We start from the raw sequence: 14,188 nt of genomic DNA on the forward strand, positions 1-14,188 counted from the left end.
ATTATAATGAGGTTAAAAATGTATAGTGAAACTAAAATAGTTATTCCAATTTTTCAAAAGAACAAAGAAAACATATTAAAGGTAGCTAATGAATGTATTATAAAAGGTGCAGATATTCTTGAGTTAAGAATTGATGGTATGGAAAACCCCAATCCCCAAACTGTTAAGGAGATTATAGGAGAAATTGATTTTCCAATAATAGCTACAAATAGAACCAGCAAAGAAGGCGGATCTTTTAGAGGAAGTGATGAAGAGAGAGTAGCTATATTAAGAGAATGTGCTGATCTAGCTGATTATATTGATATTGAGCTTCAAACAGATAAAGAGCTTATTAAATCAATTACAGATACCGGAGTTAAAACCATTATTTCTTATCATAACTTTAAACAAACCCCAGATCTTGATATATTGATGGATATAGTTATTCGAGAAAAAGAGCTTGGAGACATTGCAAAAATAGCTGTAATGCCAAATTCACTTGAAGATACTTTAACAATTCTCCCTATTTTATCTCATTTTGATAATACTGTAGCTATCTCTATGGGAGAATTAGGTAGCTATACAAGAGTGATTGCTTCTAAATTCAATTCACCATTTACCTTTGCAGTAGTTAATGACAATACTGCTCCAGGCCAAATAGATATTGATACTATGAAAACATTACTTAATAGTGATTTAATCAATACAGACGATTTAAAATGATTAAATCATAAAATTTTACTAAATTCTTTTAAAAAATAAAATAAGTAAATCATTAAAATTTTACTAAATTCTTTTAAAAAATAAAATATGTAAATCATTAAAATTTTAAAAAAATAAAATAATTAAACCCATTAAAAGTTTACTTAATCTTAAAAAAAATAAATATCCTCTTTTTAAAATAGATTTGAATAGATTAAGACAGTAAAGCTGTTTTAAAAAATAAAAAAAAGAATTAAGAGAAGAATCTCTTAATTGAATAATTAATTTTGTTTAAAGTATAAAACCATTATTTAGTAACCTTTAAAGTTTTACTAACAGTACTTGCTTTATAATAATTAGTACTTGAAGGGCTAAGAACTACTTTATGTTTTCCAACTTTTTGCCTAATCTTCAAACTTGCAATTCCTTTTTTATTAGTCTTAATAGTATAAGTTTTAAACTTTTTAGCAGTGTAGACTTTTACTTTAACCTTTACACCAGAAAGCAGTTTTTTACTCTTTTTACTAGTTACCTTAACTTTAAAGTATTTGCCTTTTTTAACCTTTAAAGATTTAGGACTAATCTTGATAGGAGATTTGCTAACTTTAATTTGGCGAGTTATAGATTTTGCACTATAACCTTTATCATTAGAGCTAACTACAACTTTATAAGTACCTGGTTTATATTGTATTTTAAATTGAACTAATCCATTTGCACTGGTAGCACCGGTATAATTATAGTATTTATTTTTAGAAATAAATACTTTAATATTCATACTAGCACCATACATTGCTGCTTTATTTTTAGAATTGGTTAATTTAATTTTGAAAAGTTTTCCAGATTTATAATAGGTACTTACTTTAGAAGCACTAAACTTACCACTAGTCTTTTTAATATTAACATATCTTTTAAGAGTGCTTGATTTGAAATTGTTATCTAATACACTTATAAACATTTTATGTTTTCCAATTGCTAACTTAGTGATTAATCTTGCATATCCTTTAGAATCAGTCATTACAGCAAAGTTAGTGGTTTTTTTAGCATTTACATAAACTCTTATTAAAACATAAGCATTTGCAAGAACTTTACCAGTTTTTTTATCAGTTACCTTAACAATTGCAATAGGAGCAGAACCATATAAAATATTTCTATTACTTGCAGTTAAAGTAGCTACTCTTTTATTGACAGTTAAAGTCTTTTTAACTGAATCACAGTCTACATTACTGCTTAATGATCTAAGAATTATACTATAATTGCCAGCATATAAATTTAAACTAGGAGAAGTATAAATTCCAGACATATTAGTAGTTCCATTTCTAACTGCATCAATATTTGAAGAGTTTATTCTAAATTGAACATTAGCTAATTTAATTACTTCATTAGTTTTAGCATTAACAAGCTTAAAGCTATATGTTAAAACATTACCAAATTCACCTACAAGATTAGCTGCTATGATTTTAGCTTTAACTTTATTTACTGTAATTTCAGACTTATCATCTAAAACTAAAGAATCATCACTAGATTTAAAGCTAAGATTATACTTACCTACTGGAAGAGAAGTAAAATTATACAATGCTCCTGTAAAATCATAGGTATTAAACAAATTAATATTTTTAATTACAATATATCCATTGTTATCTGTAGTGAATTCTTTTGATGGAGACATTGATGAACCATCAGTAAAAGTATGGAAAATAACTCCCCCCACTTTAATAATTGTATTCTTTAATGGTAAATTAGTCACTGAGTCAAGTACTTGGAACTTAAATTCACCAGATTGATAATCTACTTTAACATTAATAGGAACAATATATGCTCCAATAACCCCTTTTAAAGTTACTGTTTTATTAGTTTCATTTATAGTTCCATCTGCATAAATAATGGTTAATTTACTATTGTTTAATTTAGCAGTATTGAAATTAATAGTATAAGTACCATTTTCACCAGTTAAGTTAAATTCATTGATTTCATCACTAATATTATCTGTACCATTGTTATATTCAAGGATTAACTTTATATCATCTTTAGTTAAATTTAAAGTAGTAACAGTGACATTTGTGCCATTTATATTAGTATTTGTAACACTAATAGGAACAGTAACATTTTTAGTATGATTATTTACATTAAATGTATCATTAGTATTAATAGTATTATTAGCAAGAATTGTTACAGTGATATTTTTTTCAGAGCCAGTATAATTTTCATTACCTGAATATGTAATATTAATGGTATAAACGGCACCGCTTGCATAATTCTCTTTCTCTTTAAGACCAGTTAAATTAATACCAGAATTTGTAAGGGTAAAGTTAATTTCCTCTTCATCACAATAGATAATGATATTCTCCTTTTTAAATCCAACAGTATTATTGAACTCATCTTTTATAAGAAGACTGATTATTATATCGTAACCTACTTTAACATTTAAGTCACTTGCTTCAATGGTAGTGGCACTTGGAACAACAGTTATATTACTAGTGGTTTCACTTTCTAGATAAGTTCCATTAGCTAAAAATTTAATGTTGAGAATGTGTTCACCAATAGGCAATTGATTTAATACTATTCTAGACTCATTATCTAAAGTAAAATCCAGTTTATTGTCATTTTCTAATACTTCAAGGTTATCTTTTGTAATATTGATAGTATTATTTTCATTATCTTTTACACTAACGTTGATTTTAATATCTTCACCATATTTAAATGTTCCATTTTCTGATTCAATAGTGGTATCTGATGGATCTTCAGCTAGGTTATCCTCACCAGAGCTAGAGCCAGTAATATAATCTTCATTGTTTTCTCCAACAAAATTATCATCACCAGAACCAGAGCTAGTATAATATTCAGTATTTTTTCCTTGAGATAAATCCTTAACACCATTCATATTATTATCAATATCATCATTGCCACCAATTACTGAATCTTGTGCTGAATTATCAGCTAATAATTGATTATTCATATCATCTGTAGCTGAAACTGCATTTAAACCTAACAATATGAATATCGATATCAATGAAATCAATAAGATATATGATTTATTACATTTCATAAATTTTGTATCCTCCTTAAAGAATCTTTCAGTCAATACATAAATTCTATTAATTAATTAAACTATCTTATCTGATTATTTTATTTAATTAATTAAATCTTAGAACTTAAATTATATAATTATCAAGTGACTATTCTAGGTTTTCTAAATTTATTAAATTAAGAATTATTTCTAAATAATAATAATTTATCACTTAATAATAATATATACATTATATAATTTTTTTATTATAATATATATCATTTTTGTTTTATTTAATTAAAGTTTAGTTTACTAGCTTAAATATAGGAATAATTTTTCATATTATCATCATATTATAATAAAAATATAAGTTAAAATCCCAAAATGATTAAAAAAAAAAAAATATAATAAAATTCATAATAGAAAATCATAACAGCAATATAAAAATCTATTTAAAAAAAAACTAATTCATAATAGATATAAAAATCTATTTAAAAAAAAAACTAAATCTATCCATAATAGATATAATTATAAGAAACAATACTAAAAATAGTATATACTAAATTAATTTAATAAAAATAAATGAATTTATAATCTTAAATAGAAATTTTTAACTTATTAGGTGATAAATTGAAAGAATTTAAACTTAAATCTCCATATAAACCACTAGGTGATCAGCCACAGGCTATTGAATCCTTATCTAATGGAATAAAAAAAGGATTTCATGAACAAACACTGCTAGGTGTTACTGGTTCTGGAAAAACATATACAATGGCTAATATTATTGAAAAAGTTCAAAAACCAACACTTATCATATCCCATAATAAAACATTAGCTGCACAATTATACGAGGAATTTAAAGTATTTTTCCCAGATAATGCTGTTGAATACTTTGTTAGCTATTATGATTACTACCAACCTGAAGCTTATGTACCGAGAACAGATACATTTATCGATAAAGAAGCTTCAATAAACGAAGAAATAGATATAATGAGACATTCTGCTACACAATCATTACTATCTCGTGATGATGTTATTGTAGTTAGTAGTGTAAGTTGTATTTATGGTATAGGTTCACCTGAAGATTATGGGGAATTTGCATTTTCAATATCTGTAGGTGATATTTACGACCGTTCAGATATTATTCGCAAACTTATTTTTATGCAGTATGAAAGAAATGATATTGCATTTGAAAGAGGTCAGTTTAGAGTAAGAGGAGATGTAATTGAAATTAATCCAGTTCATGGAACTCCACCAATAAGAATTGAATTATTTGGTGATGAAATTGATGCAATTAGCATAATTGACCCAGTAACCGGCAAAAAAGAAGAATCTATTCTAAGATATATGATATTTCCAGCTAAGCACTTTGTTGTAGGTGCTGATAGAATGGATCAAGCTTTAAAAGATATTAATGATGAGCTTGAATCAAGGCTTAATGAGTTAAATCTAACTGGGAAATATCTTGAAGCTCAAAGATTAGAACAGAGAACCCGTTTTGATATAGAAATGCTAGAAGAGATGGGCTATTGTCCAGGTATTGAAAACTATTCTATGCATTTATCTGGAAGAAATTGGGGAGATATGCCTTATTCATTGCTTAAATATTTCCCAGATGATTACTTAACAATTATTGATGAATCTCATGTAACGGTTCCACAAATTAGAGGAATGTACAATGGAGATAGAGCAAGAAAAGAAACTCTTGTAGAATATGGTTTTAGATTACCTTCTGCAAAAGAAAATAGGCCTTTACGTTTTGATGAATTTGAAGCCTCTCAAAATCAGGTTCTTTATGTATCAGCTACTCCTGGAGCTTATGAAATATCCAGAAGTCAAAATCTAGTAGAGCAAATTATCAGACCAACCGGACTTGTTGACCCTAAAATAACAATTAGGCCCGTTCAAGGGCAAGTCGAAGATTTACTTGGAGAAGTTAGAAATAAAGTAGCTAAAGACCAAAGGGTGCTTGTAACTACTTTAACTAAAAGGATGGCTGAAGATTTAACTGATTATTATGCTAAAATAGGCATTAAAGTCAGATATCTTCACTCTGAAATTGATACACTTGAAAGAGTGGAAATTATTGATGATTTAAGACGTGGAGAGTTTGATGTACTTGTAGGTGTAAACTTATTGAGAGAAGGATTAGATCTACCTGAAGTAGGGCTTGTAGCTATTTTAGATGCAGATAAAGAAGGGTTTTTACGTTCTGAAACCTCCCTTATTCAAACAATTGGAAGGGCTGCAAGAAATGTAGATGGTGAAGTATTAATGTATGTTGATGATATGACAGATTCTGTTAGAAATGCCGTTGATATTACAAATAAAAGAAGAAAATTGCAAATGGCATATAATGAGAAGTATAATATCACTCCACAATCTACCTACAGAACTCTTAAAGATAAAAAGCCATCTACTAAGAAAACCCCTTCAAGAGATGACCTTAAAGGTATGCCTAAAGATGAGCTTAAATTGTTAATTAAAGATTTAGAATCAGAAATGAAAGAGGCTGCTAATGACTTAGACTTTGAAAGAGCTGCAATTTTAAGAGATCAAATTGTGGCTTTAAAGAGCATTAAAAAATAGTTAAAACAATTTTTGGATAAAACCCTACAGATGAATCTAAAATGGTTAAAATAATTTAAAAAAATCTAAAATAGGCTAAAAGTAGTTAAAATAATTAAAAAAAATCTAAAATAGGCTAAAAGTAGTTAAAATAATTAAAAAAAATCTAAAATAGGCTAAAAGTAGTTAAAATAAAAAATTTAAAAGAATAAATATTTAATATTTATTCTTCTTTTTCTATATCTTGCAAAACAGTATTTCTAAAGATAATGATTGATTCATCATCAGGATTTAATTCTAATGCATTATCTAAACATTTTAAAGCATCTGTATTTTGATTTAATTGACTTAAAACCATGCCTTTATATTTCCAATATGTTGGGTTTTGAGGATTGGAATTTATTGCCCTATCAAAACAAGCATTTGCTTCATTAAAACGGTTTACAGCAAATAAAGTCATTCCTTTTAAAAACCAAGTTTCGTCATTTTCCATATTAATTTCCAATGATTTATCAAAGCATTCAATAGCTTCATCAGTTTTATTTAAAAGGCCTAAAGTACTTGCTTTCATATTCCAAGCTTCAGGACGTTTACTATCAATCTCTAATGCTGATTGATAAGCACCTAATGCTTCTTCATACTTATTTTCTTTTCTTAATTGATTTCCTTTCTCCATCAATTCATCAAAATTCATAAAATCACCGGTATAAGAATTATAAATTGAAGAATATAATCTTAATTATAATAATCTCTTATTTTATATTATATTAACACGTGTTAATAAAATTTATGATAACAGCGTAATATTTTTAAAATTAATAAAAGCTATAAAATATAAAAGAGATGATTAATAAAATAAATTAAAATAAAAAAATAAAATGTTAAAAATGAAAATAATGAAATAAAAAAATAATGGAGAATAATATCAAAATAAACAATTAAGATAAAAAAAACTATTCCTTAATTAAAATACGGCCTCTTACAGGAGGTTCAGTCATTGTAACAAATTTATAAACTTCTTTATTGATTTGATATTGATAATAAATTATATCCAACATTTCATCTGTTACGTCATTAATTTTAATAAATTTTCTTAAAATAGGATCTTCAAAGGGATTATCTATTCCAATTTCATCTCCAGCATTATAGTTGTTTTCTAAATGATTATCCAAAATCTCTTGAGCAGAAATCATTTTATCTCTTATTTCTTCCCCTTCTAATTCACCTAGTAAGAATTCTTGATTTAAATCAAATGTTAAATATTCATATTCATCACTAAATTTCAAATCACTAGCTGTTTTCATAGTCATATTATCACTCAAATAGTTCCAATGATAAATATATTTCCTCTCTTTAATAAATTTTTATAAAAATTCTTTAAAAGAAAAGTATATATTTAGGTATGCCTTAATATTACTATATGCATAAATAGTAAAAAAATAAAAAAATTTAAATAGAGGTATGTGAATGAGAGCTAGAGCTAGATTTAGAGGATGTAGCAGTCCATCATTATTAAAATCTTTAACAAGACTTGTTAAAATAAATGGAGAAATTAGAGCTAATGGCAAAAAATGCATTTTATGTAAAAAATGTGAAATCATTTGTCCCAGAGGAGCTATTCAAGTGGATAAGAAAAATAGAAAATGGTATTTTACACCTAGTAAATGTATTAAATGTTATAATTGCACCAATATATGCCCAAAAAATGCAATAATGATTTTCCCATAAAAACTAATTAAAAATCAAAAAAGATTTAAAAATAAATTAGATTAAAAAAAACTATTCATAATTCTTTACAGAACTGGTGACTCTTGAGAATTCATCAAATAATTCCTCTAATTCATCATATGATTCAGATTCAACTTGGGATATATTAAGAACCAATTCTTCAGAAAGCTTATCCAATCCTTTAATAATTGAATTTAAAACAACTATCTTATTTTTAAGCTCCTCTTCTACCTTGCTGCTATATTCAGTACTTAAATCCAATATATTATATGCTGAATTCAGTTGACTATAAAATGTTTCATGAGAATCATCAACAACTTTTTTAAATCTTGTATAAGTCAATTGAGGAGGGGCAAAACGTCTTTCAATTAATTCCATTGTGTTTTTCTCTTTTGAAGGATAAATATCTTCTAAGTCTTTAAATTTCTTTTCATAAAAATGGAATGCCGGAATAGCTCCATCATTATCTTCTACATCAACAGTTTTCTCTTCTTCAATCTTTGCTTCTCTAGTATCCTTGTCTTTAGGCTCTTTACTAAATGAATCATTTTCATTCCCATATAATGGTTTTACTTCACTAGCTACCATTATTGATCTAACTATAGATACAAAATAGAAAACAACTGCTATTTCAAATGCAATGAATCTTATTAGCTGAATATTCCAAGTTAAAAATCCAACAATCCAAGGAATCTCATAAATCATTCCCTCTATAATCCATGATTTTTTTGAAGAGCTTTTTCCTTTAAATATTAATCCTACACCATTTAAAAATGGAATAAATGAAATTAAAACCCATAAAGAATTAATTAAATCTCCAAGTTTATCTCCAAAGCTCTTATCTATTTCACTGCTTTTATCAAGGATTTTTTGGTAATTAAAACCTAGCATAATTGACCTTATTATAGAAACAATTTGTGCCAAAACTGCTAAAGTGATAAACAGACTAGCTAGTGAAATATTTGAGATGGTGATTATTCCAACTATCCAAGGTAGTTCATACAGCAGACCTTCTAAAAACCAGCTAGAGTTTGCTCTTTTATTTCCCAGATATACAAATCCTAAACCATTGAAAAATGGAATAAAAGATATCAAAATCCATAATGAGCTTGTTATTTTTTGAAAAATAGTTCGTGACATAACACCCACCTTATTTCACTTTATTTTAGAAAATATTCTTTTTTATAGTTATTAAGTTCATATTAATTCCTTTAAATAATTTAATTTTTTAATCTATTCCCTTTAAAATATTTTTATTTTCTAAAGTTACTTTAATATTTTTAGTATATAAGGGTTTGTATTTATTTTTCAAAAATGTATACTTTTTAAGAGTTTAATCAAATTAATTTAAAAAACTTATGATTAAATAATGATACATAGGAAAATTAGAAATAAAAATCTAAATAACAAGTTTAAATCTTTATTAAAAAACTATAAACATCAAAATAACAAGTTTAAATCTTTATTAAAAAACTATAAAAATATTAAATAAATAATAATATATTATAAATTAATAATTTAAATGAATTAAAATTTTAAAAATGAAAAAAGTTAATAATTTAAATGAATTAAAATTTTAAAAATAAAAAAAGTTAATAATCTAAATGAATTAAAATTTTAAAAATAAAAAAATTATTATATCACGGTAATAAAATGTCAACTAAAGTAAACTCACCTGATGAACTTCCTCAAAAGCCTGGAATATATATAATGAAAGATAAAAATGAGGAAATCATCTATGTAGGAAAATCAAAATCACTTAAAAATAGGGTGAAATCTTATTTTCAAAAAAATCTTGATAGAGCTAAAACTCAAGTTTTGATGAGTCATTTCAATAGCCTAGAGTACATTGTAACAAACTCTGAAAAAGAGGCTCTTATCCTTGAAGCAAACTTAATTAAAAAACATAGACCTAGATATAATATTCGCCTAAAAGATGATAAAAGATATCCATATGTTAAATTAACTGATGAAGATTTTCCAAAAATTGTCATAACAAGAAACATAGGAAAGACTGGCACATATTATGGTCCTTTTACAGATGTAACTGCAGTTCGTCAAACTGTAAAGTTCTTAAAACAATTGTTTAGAATAAGAACTTGTAAGAGAATGAATGGACCATGCCTAAATAGCCAAATTGACCTATGCTATGGCCCTTGCAATGGCCAAATAACAAAAGAAGAATATCAAGAGCATATTAAAAAGATTGATCTATTCTTCCAGGGAAAATATAATAAAATCATAAAAGACTTAGAATCCGAAATGAAAGAAGCTGCCTCAAAAGAGGAATTTGAAAAAGCAGCTATAATAAGAGACCAAATTAATTCTATCGATGAAGTGATGAAAAAACAATTTGTAGAGTTTGAAAACGACTTAGACCAAGATATAATAGCTATTTCATACACTATTCAAAATGCCGTTGTGGTGGTAATGAACATAAGAAGTGGTAAGATAGTTGGAAAGGATGATTTCTTAATGGATGGATCAAGACACACCAGATCTGATGAAGTTATCTCTGCATTCATTAAACAATACTATGGAATAAATAGGCATATTCCTAAAGAGATATTACTTGAAGAAGAAATTCCTGATAATGAACTAATTGAAGAATGGTTAAGTGATTTAAGAGGAAATAAAGTATCTCTGAAAGTTCCTCAAAAAGGAAATAAGCTTAGACTTGTAAGAATGGCAAGTAAGAATGCAAATATCATTAAAAATCAAAAGCAAAAAATGGAAAACTCTATGATTGAACTTAAGAAATATCTTAAACTAGAGAAACTTCCAAGGGTAATTGAAGGCTATGACATTTCAAATATTTCTGGAAAGCTAGCAGTAGGTTCTAAAGTCTCATTTTTAGATGGCAAGCCTAATAAAAAGCAATATAAAAAATTTAAAATGAACACTCCCGGACCTAACGATTTTGCCATGATGAAAGAATTGCTAGAAAGGCGTTTAAAACCACTTAAAGAACATTATGATAAGCTAAGAATTAATGAAGAAGATATTAAAAATAAAAAGTCAGAAACTGAAAAGGTCGAGCCATTAAAACTAGGGGATGAGCCAAATCTTATAGTTATCGATGGGGGAAAAGGACAATTAGGAATGGCAGTTGATGTTTTAAATGAATATAAACTTAATCATATACCTATAATCAGTCTTGCTAAGGAGTTTGAAGAAATTTATATCCCAAATAGCAGTTTTCCAATAAAAATTCCTCAAAATAATGAAGCACTTCATCTCTTACAACAAGTTAGAGATGAATCACATAGATTTGCAGTTACATACCATAGAAAGCTAAGGTCTAAAAAAATTGAAGAATCCCCACTAGACAATATTGTTGGCGTAGGTAAAAAAAGAAAAATAGAGCTATTAAAACACTTCAAAGATTTAGATGGTGTTAAAAAAGCAAGTATAAAAGAAATTAGTGAAGTAAAAGGAATGAATGAAAAAGTAGCCAGCAATGTTTATAATTACTTTAATGGCGAAGATAATGAATAGAAATAAATAAAAGTCCAATCAATTATCTAGCTTTCATGGAAAATAATGAATAGAAATAGATAATAGTTCAATTAATTATCTAGCTTTCATGGAAAATAATGAATAGAAATAGATAATAGTTCAATCAATTATCTAGATAATTATATATCAAATTATTTATTGATTTACTGTTATTCAATATTTTTACTTAAATAATCAAAAAAGAGCTTAGCTAAGTTTTTATTGCTAAACATAACTTTATAAGAGCTATCACCACAGATTAAAAGACATTTCTTATCATCAATAGAACAGTCAGTAATACTGTCAAAATTAACTATAATATCATCTATTTTATTAATAGCCTCTTTAAAAATAAGCTCTTTTGATTTAAGATAAACATTTGTGTGAACCCTTTTTGATTCATTATTGATTTGAAGAAGACATTTTAAATCAAGATTTAAAAACCAATTTGAAGATAAAAATTCATTAATAAGACTAGGTCTAGTGTTGAAACGATTTATTCCTTTTTTATCTAAAAAGATATTTAAAAGAAACCTATCTATATTGTTCTCTTTTATAATGATTTCTGCTTCATTATGAGCTTTTATAACATCTTCACTTGGCTTTTTAACTATTAAATCATTGTTTTTTCTTCTAAATCTGCTATACATCAAAATCATTTAACTAATGCTTTTCTTCTAAATCCACCATAAATCAAAATCATTTAACTAATGTTCATTGCCATGATGATGGTGATGGTTTGGGTCATTACAGTTAGGATCATCACATTCAACTATATCAAAAAGCTCTAAAATAGCTTCTAAAGGAAGTTCAACAGCATTTTCATGGAATGGGTTAATAATAACCCCATCAAAATCATCCTCGTCAATTTCATATAACAGATGAGCAAAGTCTTCAGCTGAAATAACTAAACCATAAACTTCAAAATCTAATTTTTCAAGCTCATCATCATCAGTATAAAGTGGGAATAAAATATTTCCCTCTTCATCTTCAAGCCTCATGATTTCAAAATCAATTTCCTCATCTAAAGCTATTTCTTCATCTGTTTTTCCCTCAAGAGCTGCAATATCTGATTTTAATTCAGCTGGAATAATGAACCTTGCTTCCATAAATGCTTCTACGAAGGATTCTAATTGTTCTTCATCCATATCTTCAGGTGCAGTTTTAATAATTTCTTTAAGTACCGGATTTTCAACTCTTTCATCCATAAAATTTTCTCCAAATATTGTTTTATTTAAAAATTTTAATTTAATTAATTAACAATTAATAATAATTTATAATTTATCATATAAAAAACAATACAAAAAATAACTACATAAAATAAAAAAAATCATAAAAAATAAAAATACATCAAATAAAAATAAAACAGTAAAACACAACATTTACTTCAAATAAAAATAAAACAATAAATACAATATTTTATTAATCAATTTAAATATAATATCTATTATGATACCAAAAACTCATCCACGTTATGAATCATTATTATTAAGAGATAAAGTAAAAAATGCTTTAAAAGAAGGTTACCTTGCAGATTCTGGAATGATTGCTCATGGTAGAGGGGAAGCCTTTGATTATTTGATTGGAGAAAAAACTACAGAAACTGCTAAAAAAGCATGTGAAGCTGCAGTAGCAACTATTTATCTTGCTAAAAATCCTGTTTTATCAGTAAATGGGAATACTACTGCACTAGCTATTGATGAAATCATTGAACTTGCAAAGGCAACTAATTCTAAAATTGAAATAAATTTATTCTATAGAACTCCTGAAAGAGTTGAAATAATTACTAAAATGTTTAAAGAAAGAGGATGGGAAAAGATTCTTGGAGGAAATGATGAGGAATTAGCATATATAGATAACCTCAATAGCCCAAGAGCAACAGCTAGTGAAGAAGGTAGTTACACTGCAGATGTTATGCTTGTACCTCTTGAAGATGGTGATAGAGCAGAAATTTTAGTTCAAAATGGTAAAAAAATAATAGCTATTGATTTAAATCCAGTTTCAAGAACTGCTAAAATGTCTACTATAACAATTGTAGATAATATTGTAAGAGCTGTTCCACTAATGACTAAAATAGCTAATGAATTTAAAGAGTCTGGAAAAGCATATGATAAAGAATTTTTAGAAAAGATTGTTAATAATTTCTCTAATGAAGAAAACCTTAAAGACTCTTTAGCAGCAATAGAGTTAAAATAAATAGAATAATTAAATTTTTATTTTTTAAAATATTTTTTTTGGCTTGTTGAAATCTTATTTTATAGTTAATTGGTATTGTTTAAAGCTTATTTAAATTATGAAATCTATCTTTTTTAAAGAATTTCTGCAAAAATCAGGAACTTTAGATTAACTGTAAAAATGAATTTAAGCTAATTTAAAAATATTTTATAAAGATAAGCAATGGCTTTAAAGTGAATAGGATTTAAATAAAGCCATTTATTATTATTTAAAAAAATAGGTGTTTAATTTTAAAGCTTTAAAAAAAAGTAAAAAAAAGATAAATGGGTGTTTACCCTCATTATCTTTTTTTTATGTAATTTTTATTGTGTTTTTTATTTTTGATTTACCGTATTGTGTGTAAATCTTATAATTTCCTTTCTTTAGGTTTCTGATTTTTAGTGTTGCCTTTCCTCTTTTATTGGTTTTGACCTTGTAGGTTTTTCCTTTTAATTTAAATATTATTGTCTTTTTAGCTCGTGGTTTTCCTTTAGT

12 protein-coding genes are annotated in these 14,188 nt (G+C 26.2%); 5 read left to right on the forward strand and 7 right to left on the reverse strand.

Features of this window, described 5'->3' with window-relative positions:
- Nucleotides 1-18 precede the first annotated feature (18 nt).
- Nucleotides 19-702, forward strand: coding sequence for a type I 3-dehydroquinate dehydratase (gene aroD / locus BM020_RS02620; protein WP_067146497.1), 684 nt, complete (start codon nucleotides 19-21; stop codon nucleotides 700-702).
- A 286-nt stretch (nucleotides 703-988) separates the two neighbouring features.
- On the opposite strand, the gene BM020_RS02625 is transcribed toward aroD, so the two are convergent.
- Nucleotides 989-3,724 carry a hypothetical protein gene (locus BM020_RS02625; RefSeq protein ID WP_143743938.1) on the reverse strand — a complete coding sequence of 912 codons (2,736 nt, stop codon included), beginning with the start codon at nucleotides 3,722-3,724 and terminating at the stop codon, nucleotides 989-991.
- Nucleotides 3,725-4,315: 591 nt separating this feature from the next.
- On the opposite strand from BM020_RS02625, the gene uvrB reads away from it, so the two are divergent.
- A complete protein-coding gene (uvrB, locus tag BM020_RS02630; protein ID WP_074798105.1) occupies nucleotides 4,316-6,274 on the forward strand; it encodes an excinuclease ABC subunit UvrB in 1,959 nt (652 codons plus the stop codon).
- Nucleotides 6,275-6,476: 202 nt separating this feature from the next.
- Here the strand turns inward: uvrB and BM020_RS02635 are convergent, their stop codons facing one another.
- Nucleotides 6,477-6,947, reverse strand: coding sequence for a tetratricopeptide repeat protein (locus tag BM020_RS02635; RefSeq protein WP_067146503.1), 471 nt, complete (start codon nucleotides 6,945-6,947; stop codon nucleotides 6,477-6,479).
- A 259-nt stretch (nucleotides 6,948-7,206) separates the two neighbouring features.
- Nucleotides 7,207-7,563: a hypothetical protein gene (locus tag BM020_RS02640; protein WP_067146505.1), complete on the reverse strand. Its 357-nt coding sequence runs from the start codon at nucleotides 7,561-7,563 to the stop codon at nucleotides 7,207-7,209.
- 157 nt (nucleotides 7,564-7,720) lie between these two features.
- Here BM020_RS02640 and BM020_RS02645 point away from each other — a divergent pair, with 157 nt between their 5' ends.
- Complete coding sequence (locus tag BM020_RS02645) at nucleotides 7,721-7,981, forward strand: NADH-quinone oxidoreductase subunit I (protein ID WP_067146507.1); 261 nt, start codon at nucleotides 7,721-7,723, stop codon at nucleotides 7,979-7,981.
- Nucleotides 7,982-8,032: 51 nt separating this feature from the next.
- Here BM020_RS02645 and BM020_RS02650 read toward each other — a convergent pair whose 3' ends face one another.
- Nucleotides 8,033-9,121: a hypothetical protein gene (locus BM020_RS02650; RefSeq protein WP_074798107.1), complete on the reverse strand. Its 1,089-nt coding sequence runs from the start codon at nucleotides 9,119-9,121 to the stop codon at nucleotides 8,033-8,035.
- A gap of 513 nt (nucleotides 9,122-9,634) precedes the next feature.
- On the opposite strand from BM020_RS02650, the gene uvrC reads away from it, so the two are divergent.
- Nucleotides 9,635-11,479 (forward strand): excinuclease ABC subunit UvrC, encoded by a 1,845-nt coding sequence (gene uvrC, locus BM020_RS02655; RefSeq protein ID WP_067146511.1) that lies wholly within the window; start codon nucleotides 9,635-9,637, stop codon nucleotides 11,477-11,479.
- A gap of 170 nt (nucleotides 11,480-11,649) precedes the next feature.
- Here uvrC and BM020_RS02660 read toward each other — a convergent pair whose 3' ends face one another.
- Nucleotides 11,650-12,129 carry a hypothetical protein gene (locus BM020_RS02660; protein WP_067146513.1) on the reverse strand — a complete coding sequence of 160 codons (480 nt, stop codon included), beginning with the start codon at nucleotides 12,127-12,129 and terminating at the stop codon, nucleotides 11,650-11,652.
- Between the two features lie 57 nt (nucleotides 12,130-12,186).
- Nucleotides 12,187-12,687, reverse strand: coding sequence for an SseB family protein (locus BM020_RS02665; protein ID WP_067146515.1), 501 nt, complete (start codon nucleotides 12,685-12,687; stop codon nucleotides 12,187-12,189).
- A 241-nt stretch (nucleotides 12,688-12,928) separates the two neighbouring features.
- Here BM020_RS02665 and BM020_RS02670 point away from each other — a divergent pair, with 241 nt between their 5' ends.
- On the forward strand, nucleotides 12,929-13,675 hold the full coding sequence (locus tag BM020_RS02670; RefSeq protein WP_067146517.1) for a 4-phosphopantoate--beta-alanine ligase: 747 nt from the start codon (nucleotides 12,929-12,931) through the stop codon (nucleotides 13,673-13,675).
- Nucleotides 13,676-14,005: 330 nt separating this feature from the next.
- Here the strand turns inward: BM020_RS02670 and BM020_RS09790 are convergent.
- Nucleotides 14,006-14,188 (reverse strand): hypothetical protein (locus BM020_RS09790; protein WP_234970502.1); only part of this gene is annotated, 183 nt, incomplete at its 5' end.

Origin of the sequence: Methanobrevibacter olleyae, from assembly GCF_900114585.1 — an archaeon.
Taxonomy (GTDB): Archaea; Methanobacteriota; Methanobacteria; order Methanobacteriales; family Methanobacteriaceae; genus Methanobrevibacter; species Methanobrevibacter olleyae.

Excerpts from the sequence above, each read along its gene's own strand:
- aroD (WP_067146497.1), top strand. The coding sequence starts at position 19 with ATGTATAGTGAAACTAAAATAGTTATTCCAATTTTTCAAAAGAACAAA.
- BM020_RS02650 (WP_074798107.1), bottom strand. The coding sequence starts at position 9,121 with ATGTCACGAACTATTTTTCAAAAAATAACAAGCTCATTATGGATTTTG.
- BM020_RS02635 (WP_067146503.1), bottom strand. The coding sequence starts at position 6,947 with ATGAATTTTGATGAATTGATGGAGAAAGGAAATCAATTAAGAAAAGAA.
- BM020_RS02640 (WP_067146505.1), bottom strand. The coding sequence starts at position 7,563 with ATGACTATGAAAACAGCTAGTGATTTGAAATTTAGTGATGAATATGAA.
- BM020_RS02660 (WP_067146513.1), bottom strand. The coding sequence starts at position 12,129 with ATGTATAGCAGATTTAGAAGAAAAAACAATGATTTAATAGTTAAAAAG.
- BM020_RS02625 (WP_143743938.1), bottom strand. The coding sequence starts at position 3,724 with ATGAAATGTAATAAATCATATATCTTATTGATTTCATTGATATCGATA.
- BM020_RS02670 (WP_067146517.1), top strand. The coding sequence starts at position 12,929 with ATGATACCAAAAACTCATCCACGTTATGAATCATTATTATTAAGAGAT.
- BM020_RS02645 (WP_067146507.1), top strand. The coding sequence starts at position 7,721 with ATGAGAGCTAGAGCTAGATTTAGAGGATGTAGCAGTCCATCATTATTA.
- BM020_RS02665 (WP_067146515.1), bottom strand. The coding sequence starts at position 12,687 with ATGGATGAAAGAGTTGAAAATCCGGTACTTAAAGAAATTATTAAAACT.
- uvrC (WP_067146511.1), top strand. The coding sequence starts at position 9,635 with ATGTCAACTAAAGTAAACTCACCTGATGAACTTCCTCAAAAGCCTGGA.